We start from the raw sequence: 19,394 nt of genomic DNA on the forward strand, positions 1-19,394 counted from the left end.
AGACGTGCCGCTCCGCTCGCTTCAATCTTCGTAGTAGGCACGAACGAGTTCGTTCAGCAGCCTGACGCCGTAGCCCGATCCCCATGACTGGTTGATCTCGGTCAGCGGCGAACCCATGGCGGTGCCGGCGATATCGAGATGCGCCCAGGAGGTTTCACCCACGAAACGCTTGAGGAACTGCGCGGCCGTGACGGAACCCGCCAGACGGCCCGAGCTGTTCTTCATGTCGGCGAATTTGGAATCGATGATCTTGTCGTAATCCTTGCCGAGCGGCATGCGCCACAGTTTTTCGGCCGTCACATCGCCCGCCTGCGTGAGGCGCGCTGCAAGCTCGTCGTCATTGGAGAAAAGACCGGCCTGAAGATTGCCGAGCGCCACCGTGATCGCGCCCGTCAGCGTGGCGAGGTTCACCATGAATTTCGGGTTGAAGCGATCCTTGGTGTACCAGAGCGCATCGGCCAGAACCAGCCGGCCTTCGGCATCGGTGTTGATGATCTCGATGGTCTGGCCGGACATGGAGGTGACGATATCGCCTGGACGCTGGGCATTGCCGTCAGGCATGTTTTCCACAAGGCCGATGACGCCGATCACATTCGCCTTGGCCTTGCGGGCGGCCAGCGCATGCATCAGGCCGGTCACGGCCGCCGCCCCGCCCATGTCGCCCTTCATATCCTCCATATTGAGGCCGGGCTTCAGCGAAATGCCGCCGGTATCGAAAACGACACCCTTGCCGACGAAGGCAATCGGCTCATCCTTCTTGTTGCCGCCGTTCCACTGCATCACCGCAAGTCTGGGCGGGCGCGCCGATCCCTGCGCCACACCGAGAAGCGCATTCATGCCGAGCTTCTTCAGCTCCTTCTCGCTGAGGACTTCCACCTCGACGCCGAGCTTGCGCAGTTCCTCCGCCTTTTCGGCAAATTCGACGGGACCGAGAGCGTTCGGCGGCAGGTTGACGAGATCGCGCGCCAGGGTAACACCGCCCGCAACGGCCTCGGAGACGGCAAAAGCCTTTTCCGCTTCCTGATGGGCGGCCGTGACGATGACGATCTCCACCTTCTTCGGCGTCTTCTCTTCGTCGGACTTTTTCTTGGTCTTGTAAGCATCGAAGCTATAGGCGCGCAGCAGCAGGCCAAGCGCGAAATCCGCAGCCGCCTGCGCACCGACCTCTACGCCCGGCGCATCGAGATAGATGACGACCCTGTCCGCCTTCTTGAAACTGGCGGCGGCGGTGCCGCCGGCGCGCAGCCAGTCATGGGCGACCAGTTTCGAGGGCTTGCCGAGGCCGATGACGAGCAGCCTGTCGGCGGCGGAACCCTGCGGCGCGATCACGTCGAGCGTCGTCATAGATTTTGCGGAAAAGCCCGAAATCTTCGCCGCCCTTTCGATCACACCGCCCGGATCGGCCTCGGAGGCGCCGGCGACGGCCTGCGCCTCGCCCGAAGCCTGCAGCACAACGGCGAGCGCGTTTTCAAGCGCGGCGGAATTGGCGAAAGAAATATCGAATTTGGCGGACATGTTTTCCTGCTCTTCTTCTACGACTTGCACGATGCGCATGATCATGGCCTTTTCGGCCCCGGGCGCAACCCCGCATTCTTTAAAGGCCTACAGTCGTTAAAGGAAAGGCATTTTTGTGGAATGCGAAATCGCGTCATGAAACCGACAGCTTGTTCCACAAAAAGACACAGGCGATGGAAAAATCATCGCGCAAAACATATTTGTGAGCACGCCGGAATAGCCAATTGCAAACGATGCGATTAGATAGGCGGAAACTCGGCGAGCGATCGCACGGAAAAACAATGTCGAACAGGGCCGTATGAAGCTTCTCGAGAACTATATCCTGCGGCGGACAACGCAGATGTTTCTGGTCGCGCTGCTGCCGGTGCTGGCCATCATCTGGACCATCCAGGTTCTCCAGAGAATCAATCTCGTCACCGATACCGGCCAGTCGATGGGTTCCTTCATGGCGCTCGCGACGATGATCCTGCCGACGCTGATCCCGGTCGTCCTGCCTTTCGCGCTGGTGATCGGCATCACCCAGATCTTCACGACGATGAACAACGATTCCGAGCTTGCCATCATCGATGCGGCCGGATCGCCCCGTTCGATCATGTATCGCCCGGTTCTCATTCTGGCCGCCATTCTGAGCGCGCTTTCCTTCACCATCACCAATTTCATCGAGCCGCCCGCCCGCAGCTCCGCCCGGCAGATGGTGGCCGCCGCCTATGCCGACCTTCTGTCCTCGGTGATTGAAGAAAAGACTTTCCGCACCATTCAGGACGGTCTTTACGTGCAGATCGCCCAGCGACAGGGCCGTATCCTCAAGGGCCTGTTCGTCGCCGACCGCCGCGATCCGAATTTCGACCTCATCTATTATGCCAAGGAAGGCATGATCGATGAAAGCGGCACGTCGCTGACCATGCGCGACGGCGAAGTGCAGCAGAAGACGCCGGACGGCAAGGTCTCGATCGTCAAGTTCCTGTCCTACGCCTTCGACCTTTCGACCATGTCGGAAAAGCAGGATTCCGAGCCGTCGCTCTCTCCGGGCGATGCCAGCCTCGGTTTCCTTCTCTCGCCCGACGAGAACAATGCGAGCTACAAGCGCTCACCGGAAGCCTTCCGCAGCGAGCTGCACAAGCGCCTGTCGGACTGGATGTTCGCCTTCTCCTTCGCGCTGATTTCGCTGGTCATCGCCGCCGATGCCCGTTCGCACCGCGAAGCGCGCCTGCATCCGATGGTCGCCGCACTGGTGACGGCCTTCATGCTGCGGTGGCTTGGTTTTTACGTCACCAATCAGATCAAGCAGAGCGCGGCCTTCATTCCGCTGGTCTATGCCGTTCCGGGCCTTAGCGGCGGGGCCGCCGCCTTCATTCTGCTGACCGGTCGCAAGCCGAAAATGCCGAAAATCATCGCCGATGCGATGGGTCGTCTGCGCCGTCTCTTCTCTAGCCGGATGGCGAAAAGCTCTGGGAGCGGCAACGCATGATTTTCAACACGCTCTCCCGGTATTTCCTGAAGCGATATCTGATCACCGCCATCTGGTTCCTGCTCGGTGTATCCTCGATCATTTACCTCGCCGACTTCAGCGAAACGGCACGGCGCATGTCCGGCCTGCCCGGCTATTCCGTTCCGGCCGCCCTTGGCCTGACGGCGCTTCGCCTGCCGCTGATCCTGCAACAGACCGTGCCCTTCATCGCGCTTTTCGTCGGCATGACGACGCTGATCTCGCTCAACCGGCGTTACGAACTGGTGGTGACGCGCGCCGCCGGCATTTCCGCCTGGCAGTTCATCCTTCCCTTCGTGCTCGGCGCGGTTTTCATCGGCATCCTGTCGGTCACCATCCTCAACCCCATCGCGGCATGGGGCCAGAACAAATCGCTGGCGATGGAAGCCGGCCTGCGCAACGAAGCGGGCGGCGGCCGCCAGCAGGAGATCATTCCGTGGATGCGCCAGGCAAGCGGCGGCCAGGATACGATCATCGGCGCCAAGAGCTTCGAGGACAATGGAACGCTGCTTCTCGACGTTGTTCTGATCGACATCGACAAGGACGGAAACATCGTCTCCCGTAAGGATGCGAAGTCGGCTAAATTGGAAGATGGTTACTGGCTTCTTAACGGCGTTTCGGAAACGCGCGCCGGGCATGTGCCAGTTCGGCAAGAAAGCACGCGGATCAGTACCAATCTGAGACGGGAATTCGTCCAGGAGCGCATGACGCAGACGGAAACCGTTGCTTTCTTTGACCTTTCTCACAAGATCGAAGTTGCAAAGTCCTTTGGACTATCTTCGAAGGCGCTTGAGACGCAGTATCATTTCCTGCTATCGACGCCCCTGCTTCTGGTCGCGATGACCTTGATCGCCGCGACCGTTTCATTAAAGTTCAGCCGCTTCGCCCAATCGCGCTCCGTGATTCTGGGTGGAATCGTTTCCGGCTTCGTGCTTTATGTAGTAACCGTGCTCGTAAGGGCATTCGGGAGTGGTGGCGTTGTCCCTCCCACCGTCGCGGTCTGGGTTCCAGTCATCGTGGCGTTGGCTTTGGGGGCAACCATTCTGCTTCATCAGGAGGACGGCTAGTGGCGGTATATGACCGCGGGAATATCAGGCGGCTTTGGACGGCCCTTCTGACAGGTGCCGCTGTGTGCGCGTATTTAGCATCCAGCCCGGTCGCTATCGGCCAGGATGGTTTGCTTGCGTCGGCAAGCCAAGACGATTCGAAACTCCTGCTTACAGCAAATGAACTGACCTATAATCGCGATTCCCAGCGTGTGATCGCGAAGGGCGTGGTTCGCATGAAATATTCGGGCTACCGCATGGTGGCCCAGCAAGTGGAATATAACCAGCAGACCGGCCGCGTGATCGCCCATGGCAACATCGAACTGATCGAGCCGGGTGGCAACAAGATCTATGCCGACGAGATGGACGTGACCGACGATTTCGGTCAGGGCTTCGTCAATGCGCTGCGCGTCGAGACCACGGACAATACCCGTATTGCCGGTGAAAGCGCCGAGCGTCTCGAAGGCGACCTGATGGTGCTCAACAACGGTGTCTACACCGCGTGTCTGCCCTGCGCCGAGCGGCCCGAAAAGGCGCCGCTATGGCAGGTCAAGGCCGAGCGCGTCGTTCAGGACGGCAAGACCCATACGGTGCGCTTGGAAAAGGCCCGCCTGCAGCTTTTCGGCCATTCGATCGCCTATCTGCCGTTCCTTACGGTTCCGGACAATACGGTGAAGCGTAAATCCGGCTTCCTGTTCCCGCAGATGAGCATTACCGACAATCTCGGTTTCGGTATCGGTGTCCCCTATTTCCACGTTCTGTCCGACACCTCGGACGTGACCGTCACGCCGACCTATTACACGACGCAGGGTCTGCTGCTGCAGGCGGAACTGCGCCAGCGCTTCGAAACCGGCATGCACACGGTCACGATTGCGGGCATCAGCCAGCAGAAGTCCGAAACCTTCACGGCCGGCACCAGCGACGCCCTCAACGACAATCGCGGCATGATCGCAAGCAAGGGTGATTTCTCGATCAACCCGCGCTGGGCGTTCGGCTGGGATGCCATGGTGCAGACCGACAATAACTTTTCGCGCACCTACGGGCTGAAGGGTTATAAAAACGACGTTCAGACCAACCAGATTTATCTGAACGGTGCGAGCGAGCGTAACAGCTTCGAAGCCCGCGGTTATTATTTCAACGTTCAGGATACGGACAATACCGAGGCCAAGGAACGCAAACAGGCAATCGTCCACCCGGTTGTCGACTACCGTTATTTCGTGCCGGATCCGGTTTATGGCGGCGAACTTTCGCTGACCACCAACCTGACGAGCATCACGCGCCTGCGGCAGGATGCTTACGCGCTCGGCGGTTATCCGCGTTTCAGCGGGCTTGAGGGTGACTATACGCGCCTTTCCACCGAAGCCGAGTGGAAGCGCACCTTCACGATGGACAGCGGCCTGCAGATCACGCCGATCCTTGCCGCGCGCGGCGACGCGCTCTGGACGGACATGTCTCCCGCAGCCTTCACCTCGGGTGGGACCTCCTATGCCTATGAGGGCATGATGCATGACGGCGCGGCTTTCCGCGGCATGGTCACCGGTGGTCTGGAAGTGCGTTATCCCTGGCTGTTCACGGCGCTCAACAGCAGCCACGTGATTGAGCCAATCGCACAGATTTTCGTGCGCCCGAACGAACAATATGCCGGCCGCCTTCCGAACGAGGATGCACAGGCATTCGTCTTCGACGCGACCAACCTGTTCGAACGCGACAAATTCTCCGGTTTCGACCGGATCGAGGGCGGCACGCGCGCCAATATCGGCTTCCGCTATAACGGTACGTTCGACAATGGCTACGGCGTTCGCGCCATTGCCGGCCAGTCCTTCCATCTGGCGGGCGACAATTCCTTCGCCTCCTACGATCTCGTCAATGCAGGCGCCAATTCGGGCCTCGAATCCGACCGTTCGGATTACGTCGCCATGGCCGCTTTCGATGCGCCGATCGGACTTTCGCTGTCGTCGAGCCTGCGTCTCGACAAGGACGATTTCGACATCAACCGCTCGGAAACCGGTATCAGCTATTCGGACCGTCGCCTTACCGGCAAGCTCAGCTATACGCAGGTCAAGGCACAGCCGAAATACGGCTATAATGAAGACCGCGATATCATCCAGGCGTCCGGTTCGCTGCGCATGGACGACAACTGGTCGCTGTTCGGTTCGATCAATTACGATCTGAACGGGAAGTTTGCCGCCGAACGCCGCATCGGCATTGCCTATCAGGATGAGTGCACGATCCTGACGGTCAGCTATTCCGACGAAGGCAATATCAATTCCAGCCGTCAGGCCGCCAATGACTGGTCGATCAATGCCCGTCTGGCCTTCCGTACGCTCGGCGATATCAGCGTCGGTTCAGCCAATGAGGACTGGAACGACATGGATATTGGCTGGAAGCCAAACAACTACTGAGTTTAGAGGCAGGTTACGCAGCATCGTGACCTGCCTTTTTACCATTTGGCCAGTAAAGCCACGGTTTCGCCGCAACAACACGCCAATGTCGGCCGCGCATGGAACCTATCGGGTTTTCTTTCAACAAACCGACACATTGCCGTCTTGCGGATCGCGATGATATATACGTGGCAAATTCGCGGTGCGATGCACAGTTGCAGGTCTGAAAAGCGGGAGAGTTCAATATTCCCCTCATCAGGCAAAACAGATTGGCGGGACAGGGCAACAGCACCCTGCCCGACGAAAGGGAGAAGGATATGATGAATTTCGGAAAGACGGCTTTGCGTGGCGCTGCTTTCGCCTTTGCGATATTCGCCGTTCCCATGGCCGTTGTGCCCTATGCCGGCCAGGCCTTCGCCGATAGCACCGTCAAGATCGTCGTCAACAAGACCCCCATCACCAATGACGATATTGCCAAGCGCGTCGCCTTCCTCAAGTTGCAGCGCCAGTCCGGCAATCTCAACGAAAAGGCGCGTGAGCAGCTTGTCGACGAAGCGTTGAAGCGCGAGGAAATCGGCCGCGTTAAGATGTCGGTCAGCACCGACGATGTCGATGCGGCCTTCGCACGCTTTGCCGGCAACAACAAGATGACCCCGCAGCAATTGACGAAGGTGCTTGCGCAGGCGGGTGTCGGAGCCGATCATTTCAAGGCCTTCATCGCCGTTCAGATGAGCTGGCCGCGCCTTGTCAACGCCCGTTATGGCGCACGTGGCAAGATGTCGACGCAGGATCTCGTTACCCGACTGAAGGAACGCGGCGACAAGCCCGTCACCACGGAATATTTCCTGCAGCAGGTCATCTTCGTTATCCCGGAATCGAAACGCAACGCCATTACCGGCAAGCGCAAGGCCGAGGCTGAAGCCTCGCGCAAGCGTTACCCCGGCTGCGACCAGGCCATGAGCTTCGCCGCGACCATGCGTGATGTGGCGATCAAGGACCTTGGCCGCATTCTGGCGCCGGAGCTGCCGGAAGACTGGAAGGCGCTGGTGGAGAAGACCAAGGAAGGCGGCACCACCGGCACCCGCGTCACCGAAAAGGGCGTCGAATATCTGGCCATCTGCAAGCAGCGCCAAGTTTCCGACGACTATGCGGCGGAAATGGTGTTCAAGTCCGAAGACCTGATGAAGGCCAAGGACGGCGAAAACCCGAACGAAAAGAAATATATGGATGAGCTGCGCAAGAAGGCGCAGATCGTCAACACCTGATATTGATACGAGAGCCGGGTCTTTCCGTGACATATGCATCCCTGCCGCTTGCCCTGACACAGGGAGATCCAGCCGGTATCGGCCCCGACATCGCCATCACCGCCTGGGCTAAGCGCCGGGAGAACGGCGTGCCGCCCTTCATCTTCATCGGCGATCCCGATGTGGTGGCGAGCCGTGCGGCGCTGATCGGCGTACCGGTCAATATCGAGACCTGCGATGCGGAAAGCGCCGTCGCCCTGTTCGAACAGGCGTTCCCCATCCTCCCCCTTCCTGTCGGCTTCGAAGTGCAGGCGGGTCAGCCGCATGTCGGAGCGGCGCACGCGACGATCAAGGCCATCGAGACCGCCGTTTCCCTCACGGTCGAGGGCAAGGCTGCGGCCGTCGTCACCAATCCGATCGCGAAATCGGTGCTATACGACGCGGGTTTCGGCTTCCCCGGCCATACGGAATTTCTCGCCGATCTTGCCCTGCGCCAGACCGGCGAGCACATCATCCCGGTGATGATGATTGCCGGCCCCAAGGTCCGTGTCGTCCCGGTGACGATCCATATCCCCGTGAAAGACGTGCCGGCCGCTCTCACCGAAGAGTTGATCGTCACGACCTGCCGGATCATCGATGCCGATCTCCGGCAGAAATTCGGCATTGAGGCGCCGCGTCTGGCGGTTGCCGGCCTCAACCCGCATGCGGGTGAAGATGGCGCACTCGGCACCGAGGATCGCGATATCGTTCACCCGGCGACCATGCGGTTGCGGAAGGACGGGATCGATGCCTTCGGCCCCCTTCCCGCCGACACCATGTTCCACGATGCTGCCCGCAAGCGTTATGACGTGGCGGTGTGCATGTATCACGATCAGGCGCTCATTCCGGCCAAGGCGCTCGGCTTCGACGATTCCGTCAATGTCACGCTCGGCCTGCCCTTCATCCGCACCTCGCCCGACCATGGCACCGCCTTCGGCATTGCCGGCCAGGGCATAGCCAATGAGGCGAGCCTCGTGGCGGCGCTGAAGATGGCGGCGGAGATTTCCCTCCGCAGCCGGGCCAACGCATAATGGCGGCCATCGACGGACTGCCGCCGCTGCGCGATGTCATCCAGCGCCACGGGCTCGACGCGAAGAAGTCGCTCGGCCAGAACTTCCTGTTCGACCTCAACCTCACCCAGAAGATCGCAAGGACAGCAGGACCGCTAGACGGCGTGACGGTGATAGAGGTCGGCCCCGGTCCCGGCGGCCTCACCCGCGCCATTCTGTCGCTCGGGGCAAAAAAGGTCATCGCCGTCGAACGCGACAGCCGCTGCCTGCCGGCGCTGGCGGAAATCGAAGCCCATTATCCCGGACGGCTCGAGGTCATCGAGGGCGACGCCCTCAAAACCGATTTCGAGGCTCTGGTTCCCGCCGGCGAACCGGTGCGGATCATCGCCAACCTGCCCTACAATGTCGGCACGCAATTGCTGGTCAACTGGCTGCTGCCGAAACAATGGCCGCCCTTCTGGCTCTCCATGACGCTGATGTTCCAGAAGGAAGTCGGCCAGCGCATCGTGGCCGAAGAAGGCGACAACCATTATGGCCGTCTGGGGGTTCTCGCCGGCTGGCGAACGGTTTCCGAAATGGCCTTCGACGTTCCGCCACAGGCCTTCAGCCCGCCGCCGAAGGTAACCTCCACGGTCGTCCACCTGCTGCCGAAGGACAAGCCGCTGCCCTGCGATGTCGCCAAGCTTGAAAAGGTGACGGAAGCCGCCTTCGGCCAGCGTCGCAAGATGCTGCGCCAGAGCGTGAAAAGCCTTGGCGGCGAAACGCTTCTGGAAAAAGCGGGGATCGATCCCACGCGGCGAGCGGAAACGCTGTCGGTGGAGGAATTCGTCACTTTGGCGAACTGCCTGTAAATCCGTCGTGGAATGTGCCATTCCGAGTAGCGGGACACGGGTTCGTGGAGGCTGCGAATAAAGGAAGAAGTGCGTGGAGAGTGCCGGTTTTCATTACAAGCTCGACATTCCCGCTGAAACGCCCGACTGCGCGGTTGTCTTGCTGCATGGATCGGGACGAACGGAAGACGATCTCATTTCTTTTGGCCGCACCGTCTTTCCTAACGGTGTCTTATACGCGCCGAGAGGCGCTGTTCCCTGGGAAAATGGCTTCGCATTTTTTCGCAGAAAACCAGACAGACAGCTTGATATTGACGACCTCAAACATCGAGCGACCAGCCTCTGCCAGTTCATCGACTTTGTATTTCATGAGACCGGGCAGAGACCCCTTGTCGTTGGATATTCGAACGGCGCGATCATAGCGACTGAAACCATATGCTTGAATCGGAATTTGTCGAGGGGAGCCATTCTGCTTCGCCCGCTTTCTCCAAGAACGGATCAGGCTCTCCCAAACCTCTCAGGATACCCCATACTCCTGCTCGCCGGCGCCTACGACGAAAGGCGTCACCCCACCGACGCGCCGCATTTGGCCAACCAACTGGCATCGGCCGGTGCGGATGTTGTTCTGCAGACAGTTGAGACAGGCCACGGCTGGGCTGAAGATTCCGCAGACGAGCGGCTATCTCGCCAATGGGCGGCAAATGAACCTATCGCCCAGAGAACAGCAGCCTCTTCCATCGGTTAGCCGAACGTTTTGGAGCAGGGCGAGGCCGAGGACTAAACCCAGTTTTCAACTCGCAAACCAGGCATCCGGACAAACTCGCGCATATTATTGGTTACGACGATCAGCCCCTCGCTACGGGCATGACCACCAATCTGCATATCATGAACGCCGCACGGGGTTCCAGCCTTGGCAAGTTCGGCCCTGATCTGGCCGTAATGTGCGGCGCCTTTGTCGGCGAAGGGCAGAACGTCCAAACGCGCGGTAAAATTTTCAATGGCGTTGATGTTTTCCTGACGCCGGACTGATTTTTCAGCACCATAATAAAGCTCGCCAAGTGTGATGCTCGAAATACACAGTTGATCTGCCAGGGCGTTGAATTTCTCCCGCAGCTCCGGAGGATAAGTCTTCATCACATAGATGCATATATTGGTATCGAGCATATATGTGAGCATCAGAAGGGCTCGCGCTCATCCAATGCAGGCTCTTCGCGAACGGAAAGAAAATCATCCGTTGCACGAGGGCCGGTCAGAAAAAGGTCGTCCCAGCGCTTTCCCTGCGGCACTATAACACGCGCAAGACCGATCTTCAGAACATCGACCTTATGCACGTCATCAGGAAAAGCCACGGCCTTCGGTAGCCTTACAGCTTGACTGCGATTGCTTATAAAAACCGTTGACGTAGCCATTGTCAGAGCCTCGTATATCCTATTGGGATATACATAACGCCTAACCGCTTCGATTTCAAGATTTTGGGGCCGGTAGCCAGACGCTGCCTTCCATCAGAGCTTCGGCTCTTCCTCGAGCAACCCCCGCACGAAATCGAACATGCCGTGGCGGCGGTCGCGGCGGACGCGTTCGGCCTTCACGATGGCTTCGACGGCCTCGAAGGCGGCCTGCAGGTCGTCATTGAGGATGACATAGTCGTAGTCGCGCCAGTGTTCGATCTCGGCACGGGAATTGAGGAGCCGGGTCTTGATGACCTCTTCGGTGTCTTCGGCGCGGCGATGCAGGCGCGATTGAAGTTCGGTCATGGTCGGCGGCAGGATGAAGATCGAAACGACGTCCGCCTTCATCTTGTCCTGAAGCTGCTCGGCGCCCTGCCAGTCGATATCGAACAGCATGTCGCGGCCAGCAGCCATGGCGTCTTCCACCGGCCCACGCGGCGTGCCGTAAAAATTGCCGTGAACCTCTGCCCATTCCAGCAGCGCATCGCTATCCCGCAGGCGCTCGAATTCACGCGTGGAAATGAAATGGTAGTGGATGCCGTCAATCTCGCTCTGGCGGCGCGGGCGCGTCGTGACGCTGACGGACAGGCCGATATTCTTGTCCTTGTCGAGCAGGTTGCGCGCAATCGTCGATTTGCCCGCGCCCGATGGCGAAGAAATCACCAGCATCAACCCTCTGCGGGCAATCGTGACGGGAGAATTATTCACCGGGACCATGGGGTCTACTCCAGATTTTGGACCTGCTCGCGGAACTGGTCGATCACCACTTTCAGCTCTATGCCTGCTGCGGTTACCGCACTGGCGTTCGATTTGGAACAGATTGTATTCGACTCGCGGTTAAATTCCTGTGCAAGAAAATCGAGCTTGCGTCCTACCGGTCCGCCATTGGCCAAAAGCTCCCGCGACGCCTGAACATGGGCGTGCAGCCGGTCGATCTCTTCGCGCAGATCCGCCTTGGTGGCGAGCAGCGCCGCCTCGGCATGCAGCCGGTCACGGTCGAGACCATGCAAGCCGTCGCCGATGAGGGCGATCTGCTGGGCGAGCCGTGCCGCGATCTGTTCCGGTTGGCGGGAAGGATCGCCTTCAATGATGTCCGCGAGCTGCTCGATCCGGTTGACATGACCGGACAGGATCGCAAACAGCGACGCCCCTTCCCGTTCGCGCATATCCTTCAGCTTCTCGACGGCGGCGGCGAAGCCGGCAAGAACATCGCCGTTGCGTGCGGCCTGCGCCTCCGCGTCATCTTCCGCCTCGCGAAAATCGACGAGCCCGCGCAGCGTAAGCAGCGTGTCGAAGCTCAGCGGCTTATCTTCCACGACGTCGCCAAGCTCCTTCTTCAGCGCCAGAACCGCCGCCAGAGCATCGCGGTTGATCACCGCCTCCAGCCGGTTTTCCGCAATCGCCAGCGTCAGGCCCGCCTGGATATTGCCGCGGGAAAGATGCTCGCCTGCGATTTCGCGCAGGGCCGTTTCCAGCGCTTCAAGACCGGTCGGCAGACGCAGGCGCACATCGAGCCCCTTGCCGTTCACCGAGCGCAATTCCCACGCCCAGCGGTAACGGCCGGAGGTTCCTTCGCTGCGTGCGAAGCCGGTCATCGATTGCAATGTCATATCTGGAAGCCCCCCGTCATGCTGTGCAAAACCGGGCCCGTGCGGATCGCAGGGCCCGGTCAGGATTTTCAATTGTTGGCCGGCTTTTCCGCCTCGGCCCCGCCCGGCTGGCCATCCACGACAACCTCGGGATTGGCGCCGGAGGCCGCCTTTTCGGCCTCTATCTTGCGCCAGCGGCGCACATTGGCGTTATGTTCTTCAAGCGTCTTTGCAAACACATGGCCGCCGGTGCCATCGGCAACGAAATAAAGGTCATCCGTGCGCCATGGATTGGCCACGGCCTCAAGCGCCGCCCGACCCGGATTGGCGATGGGCGACGGCGGCAGGCCCTTGATGACATAGGTGTTGAACGGCGTCTGCTTCTGCAGGTCCGACTGGTAGATCGGACGGTCCGACGGTTTGCCATCGCCACCGAACAGGCCGTAGATGATCGTCGGGTCGGATTGCAGGCGCATGCCCTTCTTCAGACGGTTGTAGAACACGGAAGCGACATGGGCGCGCTCATCATCCTTGCCGGTTTCCTTCTCGACAATCGAGGCGAGCGTCACGAATTCCTCGATGGTCTTGATCGGAAGGTCCGGATCGCGCCGTTCCCAGATCATATTGATCAGCTTGTCCTGCGCCGCGCTCATCTGATTGATGATTTCTTCGCGCTTGGTGCCGCGGGTGAAGCGGTAGGTATCGGGGCGCAGGCTGCCTTCCGGCGGCAGGGCCGAGGGCAGTTCGCCGTCCAGCACTTCATCCGCTCCAAGGCGCGCGAACATCTGCTTCACGGTCAGGCCTTCCGGCAGCGACACGGAATAAAGGATCGACTTGCCGGACTCCAGCAGCATCATGATGTCCTTCATCGATGCGCCGGCCTTGATCTCATATTCGCCGGCCTTCAGCGTCTGGTCCTTTTGCAGGTAGCTGCCGGTCATCAGGCGGAAGACACGGGCGTTGGAGATGACCTCGTTACGCTCGAGATTATTGGCGATCTCGATAATACCGGCGCCGTTGCGCACCGTGAAATGCGTGTTCGTCTGAAGCGGACCGGGCTCCTGAAACGCATCGATCATGTAATAGAAAGCGGCAATGGCCAGCACACAGACGGCAACCGCGAGCGTCATCAGAAAATTCAGAAAGATCACAAGCTGGCCATGGGCCTTGCGGGAGCGCTTGGGCGGAGCCGGCACTTTTTCCGGCCGCAGGGCTTCCGTCGGGGATTTCGGAATGATCGGGCCACGATTGCCTTCGCCCGCGCCGTTCTGTCCGTATTGTCCCTGGCTGTTCTGGTTCGTGTCGCTCACCGTCGGTCCTTTTCAGTTCGGCGTTGTCAGCGCTTTTTGCGCAGGTAATGCGGCAAAAACAGGTTCGGAATGTCTTCCTGCACCACATAGAGATATCGTGAAGCCTTGCTATTCCGCTTCACGAACATCGTTTCGGACAAAGCCGATGGAGGAAGCAGCTTGCGGCCGGAAATTACCCCGAACCGGCAAACGCTTCCCATAAACGACTACAATATCGGCGCGAAAACCGGAATGGCTTTCGCAAGCCGCAATGCGTTCTTCAAAGGAAAGAACGTCCTTTGTTAGCACCCGGTGGGAGGGCGCCAGCGGCGGCAGAGCCGCCGCCGCAATTATGCTTCGTAACGACGCAGCACGAGGGAGGCGTTGGTGCCGCCGAAGCCGAAGGAGTTCGAGAGCGCCACATCGACCTGCCGCTTGCGCGCCTTGTGCGGCACGAGATCGATCTTCGTCTCCACATCGGGATTGTCGAGGTTCAGCGTCGGCGGAACGATGTTATCGCGGATCGCAAGCGTCGCGAAGATTGCCTCGATAGCGCCTGCCGCACCGAGAAGATGGCCGGTGGCCGACTTGGTGGAAGACATGGAAATCTTCGAGGCCGATTCGCCGACAAGCCGCTCGACCGCGCCAAGCTCGATCGTATCGGCCATGGTCGAGGTGCCATGGGCGTTGATGTAGTCGATATCGTCAGGCGTGAGACCTGCACGCTTCAGCGCCATCGACATGCACCGATAGGCGCCTTCACCGTCCTCGGACGGTGCGGTGATGTGATAGGCATCGCCCGAAAGGCCGTAACCAACGACTTCCGCATAAATCTTCGCACCGCGCGCCTTGGCATGTTCCAGCTCTTCCAGAACGACGATGCCCGCACCTTCACCCATGACGAAACCGTCACGGTCGCGATCATAGGGACGCGAGGCCTTTTCCGGATTGTCATTGTGCTGGGTGGAGAGCGCCTTGCAGGCGGCGAAGCCGGCAAGCGCGATGCGGCAGACCGGCGATTCGGCGCCACCGGCGACCATGACGTCGGCATCGCCGAGCGCGATCAGACGGGCGGCGTCGCCAATGGCGTGCGCGCCGGTCGAGCAGGCCGTCACCACCGCATGGTTCGGTCCGCGCAGCTTGTGGCGGATGGAAACCTGACCGGATACGAGGTTGATCAGGCGGCCGGGAATGAAGAATGGAGAAATGCGCCGAGGGCCCTTGTCGCGCAGCGTATAGCCCGCCTCGACAATGCCCTCCAGGCCGCCGATGCCGGAGCCGATCAGAACGCCGGTGGCGATCTGGTCCTCGTCCGTTTCCGGATGCCAGTCCGCGTCGGCAAGCGCCATGTCGGCGGCAGCCATGCCGTACAGGATGAAAGGATCGATCTTGCGCTGTTCCTTGGGTTCCATCCAGTCGTCGGCATTGAAGGTGCCGTTGGAACCATCGCCCACGGGAATACGGCAGGCGATCTTTGCCGGAAGGTCTTCGACTTCGAATTCAGTCACGAGACGGGCGCCGTTCTGGCCGGCCAGCAGCCGCTCCCAGGTCACTTCCGTCCCACATCCAAGAGGAGATACCATGCCGGTACCGGTGATAACGACACGCCTCATCGCCAATGCTCCGCCCTTATCCAAATCATCGGTCTTCATGCAACGCCGGACATCAGGAGATGTTCATCGGATGCTGCAGTATTTCAAATCTCAGCATGACGGTTGTGGAAGCCGTTTCCGGCCCTTGACCCCATGCATTGCCCGGAACACGCACCACCCGCGGGCATGTTACCGTCTGCCTATAAAACATTGGCCCGGACGAGCCGGGCCAAGGACGGGAGGATATTGCACCTCCCCCATCAAGGTCGATCAGGCCTGGGCCTTCTCGATGAACTTTACGGCGTCGCCGACGGTCAGGATCGAGTCAGCTGCGTCGTCGGGGATTTCAACGCCGAATTCTTCTTCGAAAGCCATGACCAGTTCAACGGTGTCGAGCGAATCAGCGCCCAGATCGTCAATGAAGCTGGCGCCTTCGACAACCTTGTCGGCGTCAACGCCAAGATGATCAATTACAATTTTCTTTACGCGTTCTGCGATATCGCTCATGTCGGTTTCCTCGACCTTTATTTTGAAGGGAATGCCTTGCGGCACCCTGCCCTGTTAGAAGCCCTCATGCGCCGTTCAAATCCGGCACTGCTGGCAAACCCGTTCAACCCGGTCCAAGCTAGACATCGTCACGCAAAATCGCAACGGCTTCCTGTCTCTCCGGGACGACTGTTCACAGTCTTGGCCCGCTTAACATGGTTTCAATCGGTCGAAAAGCCTGAAAACGCGCTAAGCACAGCGTATGACAGGCAATTTCGCCGAAAACCAGCCGGCGGGGCCTTGCGGCGCCAGCTACCCAAGAAGGTGCTTAAACAGCGCCGCAATCCTTTTATGACGGTCACAAGTGCCGTCAGATCATCGCCATGCCGCCGTTGACGTGCAGGGTCTGGCCGGTCATGTAGCCCGCCTCGTTGGAGGCAAGGTAAAGAACGGCCGAGGCGACCTCAGCACCGGTTCCCATGCGTTTCATGGGAATGGCGCCCATGATGGCGTCTTTCTGCTTGTCGTTCAGCTTGCCGGTCATCGCGCTTTCGATAAAGCCCGGAGCCACGCAGTTGACGGTGACGTTGCGGGTGGCGATTTCCTGGGCCAACGACTTCGAAAAACCGATCATGCCGGCCTTGGAGGCGCAGTAGTTGGCCTGACCGGGATTGCCGGTAACGCCGACGATGGAGGTGATGTTGATGATGCGGCCGAAACGGCGGCGCATCATCGGATGCGTCAGCTCGCGCGTCAGGCGGAACATCGCCGTCAGGTTCACTTCGATGACGTTGTCCCAGTCCTCGTCGCTCATGCGCACGAAGAGGCCGTCCTTGGTGATACCGGCATTGTTGACGAGGATATCGACGCCTTCCAGTTCGGCTTCGGCCTTTTCGCCGAGCGCCTTTACTTCGGCGCGGTCGGCAAGGTTGGCCGGGAAAATCTTGACGCGCTCGCCAAGTTCCGCCGCCAGCGCTTCGAGCTTTTCAACGCGGGTACCGTGCAGGCCCACAGTTGCGCCCTGGCTGTGCAAAAGGCGGGCGATTTCTTCGCCGATGCCGCCGGTCGCGCCGGTTACGAGAGCCTTGCGGCCTGTCAGATCAAACATGTCCTATTCCTTCTTTAGAGCTTCGGACTGAAAATGTTCAGCGCAGTTGCGCGCGATGAATGCGGCAGCCGGAGTATCCCGTGTCAGCCGATGAGGGTGGCAAGAAGCTGGTCGATATCGGCAGCACCGTTGACGGCAACGCCGTTCACCGTCTTGTCGATGCGGCGGGCAAGGCCCGTCAGCACCTTGCCGGAGCCGATCTCGTAAAGCTGCGTGACATTGTTGGCGGCGAACCATTCCACCGTCTCGCGCCAGCGCACCTGACCCGTCACCTGCTCGACCAGCAGGGCGGCGATCTCATTGGCATCGGAAACGGGGGCGGCGCGCACATTGGCGATGACCGGCACGACCGGGTTGTGCTTTTCGACGGCCGCCAGCGCCTCGCGCATGGCTTCCGCCGCCGGCGCCATCAGCGCGGAGTGGAAGGGTGCGGAAACCGGCAGCATGATGGCGCGCTTGGCGCCCTTTTCGGAAGCGATCGCCGCAGCCTTCTCGACGGCGGCCTTGCCGCCGGAGATGACGAGCTGACCGCCGCCATTGTCATTGGCGATCTGGCAGATGCCGAGAATGGCCGCCTCTTCGCAAATTGCCGAAACAGCGTCATGCTCAAGCCCGATGATCGCCGCCATGGCGCCCTCGCCCACCGGCACGGCGGCCTGCATGGCGTTGCCGCGGATGCGCAGAAGACGGGCAGTATCGGCAACCGAAAAGGTGCCGGCGGCACAGAGCGCTGAATATTCGCCGAGCGAGTGGCCCGCGACATAAGAAACCGTATCGGACAGTTTGAAGCCGCGCGCTTCGAGAACCCGCATGACCGCCATGGACACCGCCATAAGCGCCGGCTGGGCGTTGGCGGTCAGCGTCAGCGTCTCTTCCGGGCCGTTCCACATGATATCGGAAAGCTTCTGGTCGAGCGCCTCGTCGACTTCCTGAAACACGGCGCGCGCTTCCGGATAGGTATCCGCCAGCTCCTTGCCCATGCCGACGGCCTGGCTTCCCTGTCCGGGAAATGTGAATGCAATACCCATGGGATGTCGTCCTTCTTGTCTGGCCTTGCCTTTATTCTTTCGGACTTCCATTCACATTCCCGCCAGCGAAGTCAAGGCTTGAAGCCCCATCGCAGGCCTATGTCAGGGGTTTTGCCGTCCTGTTTTCCCCTTATCTTTCATCATATTTTTTCTTGCACTGCGGCAATTCCCCATTACTTTCACACCACCTTCCAAACTATCTGGCCAAGCACCGGGACATTTCCATGAAACAGAGACTATTGGGCCGCACGGATATTTCCGTGTCTGAAATCTGCCTCGGCACGATGACGTGGGGCACGCAGAACTCCGAAGCCGACGCGCATGCGCAGATGGATTACGCCGTCGAAAACGGTGTCAATTTCTTCGATACGGCAGAACTTTACCCCACCACCCCCGTTTCCGCCGAGACCCAGGGCAGGACGGAAGATTACATCGGCACATGGTTCGAAAAGACCGGCAAGCGAGATCAGGTCGTGCTCGCCACCAAGGTCGCCGGTTCGGGACGCGATTATATTCGCGGCGGCCGCGATATCGACGCCGCCGCCATCCGCGAGGCGGTGGATACCAGCCTCAAGCGCCTGAAGACCGATTACATCGACCTCTACCAGATTCACTGGCCGAACCGCGGCACCTATCATTTCCGCGGCGTCTGGAGCTTCGACGCCTCCGGCCAGGAAAAGCAGCGCACGCTTGCCGAAATCACCGAAAAGCTTGAAACGCTCGGCGAACTGGTGAAGGCCGGCAAGATCCGCGCCATCGGCCTTTCCAACGAGAGCGCCTGGGGCACGCAGAAATATATCGACATTGCCGAGGCCAACGGCCTGCCGCGCGTCGCCACCATTCAGAATGAATATAACCTGCTCTACCGCAGCTTCGATCTCGACATGGCGGAAGTCGCCCATCACGAGGACGTCGGCCTGCTCGCCTATTCGCCGCTGGCGGCAGGTCTGCTCACCGGTAAATACCAGAACGGCGCGCGCCCGGCGGGATCGCGCGGCACCATCAACAGAGACCTCGGCGGCCGCCTGCAGCCGCTTCAGGAAGCGCCCGTCAAGGCCTATCTGGAGCTTGCCGCGCAGCATGGAATCGATCCGGCAAAGCTCGCCATCGCCTTCTGCCTCACCCGCCCCTTCATGGCCTCGGCCATCATCGGCGCGACGACGATGGAACAGTTGAAGGTGGATATTGCGGCTGCGGATGTAACATTGTCGGACGAGGTGCTGACGGGTATTGCCGCGATCCATCGGCAATATCCGATGGCGATCTAATATCGAGCCTATGGACTATCGCAAGCGCTTCTTTT

18 protein-coding genes are annotated in these 19,394 nt (G+C 59.9%); 8 read left to right on the top strand and 10 right to left on the bottom strand.

Annotated features, from left to right (window positions below; genetic code table 11):
- Positions 1-21: 21 nt before the first annotated feature.
- Positions 22-1,515: a leucyl aminopeptidase gene (locus BTE54_RS23085; RefSeq protein WP_078054289.1), complete on the bottom strand. Its 1,494-nt coding sequence runs from the start codon at positions 1,513-1,515 to the stop codon at positions 22-24.
- A gap of 298 nt (positions 1,516-1,813) precedes the next feature.
- Between BTE54_RS23085 and BTE54_RS23090 the strand changes: the two genes are divergently transcribed.
- From BTE54_RS23090 to BTE54_RS23120, 7 genes are all read left to right on the top strand, one after another.
- The gene (locus tag BTE54_RS23090) at positions 1,814-2,983 is read left to right on the top strand and encodes an LptF/LptG family permease (RefSeq protein WP_078054092.1); all 1,170 of its coding nucleotides are present in this window, start codon (positions 1,814-1,816) and stop codon (positions 2,981-2,983) included.
- Positions 2,980-4,068: an LPS export ABC transporter permease LptG gene (gene lptG, locus BTE54_RS23095; protein WP_078054093.1), complete on the top strand. Its 1,089-nt coding sequence runs from the start codon at positions 2,980-2,982 to the stop codon at positions 4,066-4,068. Before BTE54_RS23090 ends, lptG begins: the two co-directional genes overlap by 4 nt.
- Complete coding sequence (locus BTE54_RS23100; protein WP_065654082.1) at positions 4,068-6,449, top strand: LPS-assembly protein LptD; 2,382 nt, start codon at positions 4,068-4,070, stop codon at positions 6,447-6,449. Before lptG ends, BTE54_RS23100 begins: the two co-directional genes overlap by 1 nt.
- Positions 6,450-6,745: 296 nt before the next feature.
- A complete protein-coding gene (locus tag BTE54_RS23105) occupies positions 6,746-7,693 on the top strand; it encodes a peptidylprolyl isomerase (RefSeq protein WP_003520739.1) in 948 nt (315 codons plus the stop codon).
- 26 nt (positions 7,694-7,719) lie between these two features.
- Positions 7,720-8,742, top strand: coding sequence for a 4-hydroxythreonine-4-phosphate dehydrogenase PdxA (gene pdxA, locus BTE54_RS23110; protein ID WP_078054290.1), 1,023 nt, complete (start codon positions 7,720-7,722; stop codon positions 8,740-8,742).
- On the top strand, positions 8,742-9,572 hold the full coding sequence (rsmA, locus tag BTE54_RS23115) for a 16S rRNA (adenine(1518)-N(6)/adenine(1519)-N(6))-dimethyltransferase RsmA (RefSeq protein ID WP_020810685.1): 831 nt from the start codon (positions 8,742-8,744) through the stop codon (positions 9,570-9,572). The genes pdxA and rsmA overlap by 1 nt, the downstream gene beginning before the upstream one ends.
- A 73-nt stretch (positions 9,573-9,645) precedes the next feature.
- A complete protein-coding gene (locus BTE54_RS23120) occupies positions 9,646-10,296 on the top strand; it encodes an alpha/beta hydrolase (RefSeq protein WP_065654084.1) in 651 nt (216 codons plus the stop codon).
- Between the two features lie 32 nt (positions 10,297-10,328).
- On the opposite strand, the gene BTE54_RS23125 is transcribed toward BTE54_RS23120, so the two are convergent.
- The 9 genes from BTE54_RS23125 to fabD form a co-directional block, all read right to left on the bottom strand.
- Positions 10,329-10,727: a type II toxin-antitoxin system VapC family toxin gene (locus tag BTE54_RS23125; protein ID WP_020810687.1), complete on the bottom strand. Its 399-nt coding sequence runs from the start codon at positions 10,725-10,727 to the stop codon at positions 10,329-10,331.
- Positions 10,727-10,960, bottom strand: a complete 234-nt coding sequence (gene vapB / locus BTE54_RS23130; protein WP_031233980.1) for a type II toxin-antitoxin system VapB family antitoxin — start codon at positions 10,958-10,960, stop codon at positions 10,727-10,729. Before vapB ends, BTE54_RS23125 begins: the two co-directional genes overlap by 1 nt.
- Before the next feature lie 93 nt (positions 10,961-11,053).
- Positions 11,054-11,716: a guanylate kinase gene (gmk, locus tag BTE54_RS23135; protein WP_065654085.1), complete on the bottom strand. Its 663-nt coding sequence runs from the start codon at positions 11,714-11,716 to the stop codon at positions 11,054-11,056.
- Positions 11,717-11,721: 5 nt separating this feature from the next.
- Positions 11,722-12,609: a YicC/YloC family endoribonuclease gene (locus BTE54_RS23140; RefSeq protein WP_065654810.1), complete on the bottom strand. Its 888-nt coding sequence runs from the start codon at positions 12,607-12,609 to the stop codon at positions 11,722-11,724.
- Between the two features lie 68 nt (positions 12,610-12,677).
- Complete coding sequence (gene mltG, locus BTE54_RS23145) at positions 12,678-13,898, bottom strand: endolytic transglycosylase MltG (RefSeq protein ID WP_065654086.1); 1,221 nt, start codon at positions 13,896-13,898, stop codon at positions 12,678-12,680.
- A gap of 329 nt (positions 13,899-14,227) precedes the next feature.
- Positions 14,228-15,490 carry a beta-ketoacyl-ACP synthase II gene (gene fabF / locus BTE54_RS23155; RefSeq protein ID WP_003520727.1) on the bottom strand — a complete coding sequence of 421 codons (1,263 nt, stop codon included), beginning with the start codon at positions 15,488-15,490 and terminating at the stop codon, positions 14,228-14,230.
- 249 nt (positions 15,491-15,739) lie between these two features.
- Positions 15,740-15,976: an acyl carrier protein gene (locus tag BTE54_RS23160; protein ID WP_003502080.1), complete on the bottom strand. Its 237-nt coding sequence runs from the start codon at positions 15,974-15,976 to the stop codon at positions 15,740-15,742.
- 349 nt (positions 15,977-16,325) lie between these two features.
- Positions 16,326-17,063: a 3-oxoacyl-[acyl-carrier-protein] reductase gene (gene fabG, locus BTE54_RS23165; RefSeq protein ID WP_003520726.1), complete on the bottom strand. Its 738-nt coding sequence runs from the start codon at positions 17,061-17,063 to the stop codon at positions 16,326-16,328.
- Between the two features lie 83 nt (positions 17,064-17,146).
- Positions 17,147-18,091 carry an ACP S-malonyltransferase gene (gene fabD, locus BTE54_RS23170; RefSeq protein ID WP_065654087.1) on the bottom strand — a complete coding sequence of 315 codons (945 nt, stop codon included), beginning with the start codon at positions 18,089-18,091 and terminating at the stop codon, positions 17,147-17,149.
- A gap of 224 nt (positions 18,092-18,315) precedes the next feature.
- Between fabD and BTE54_RS23175 the strand changes: the two genes are divergently transcribed.
- A complete protein-coding gene (locus BTE54_RS23175) occupies positions 18,316-19,359 on the top strand; it encodes an aldo/keto reductase (RefSeq protein ID WP_078054095.1) in 1,044 nt (347 codons plus the stop codon).
- The last annotated feature ends 35 nt before the right edge of the window (positions 19,360-19,394 follow it).

Source organism: Agrobacterium sp. YIC 4121, from assembly GCF_002008205.1.
Lineage (GTDB): Bacteria > Pseudomonadota > Alphaproteobacteria > Rhizobiales > Rhizobiaceae > Agrobacterium > Agrobacterium leguminum.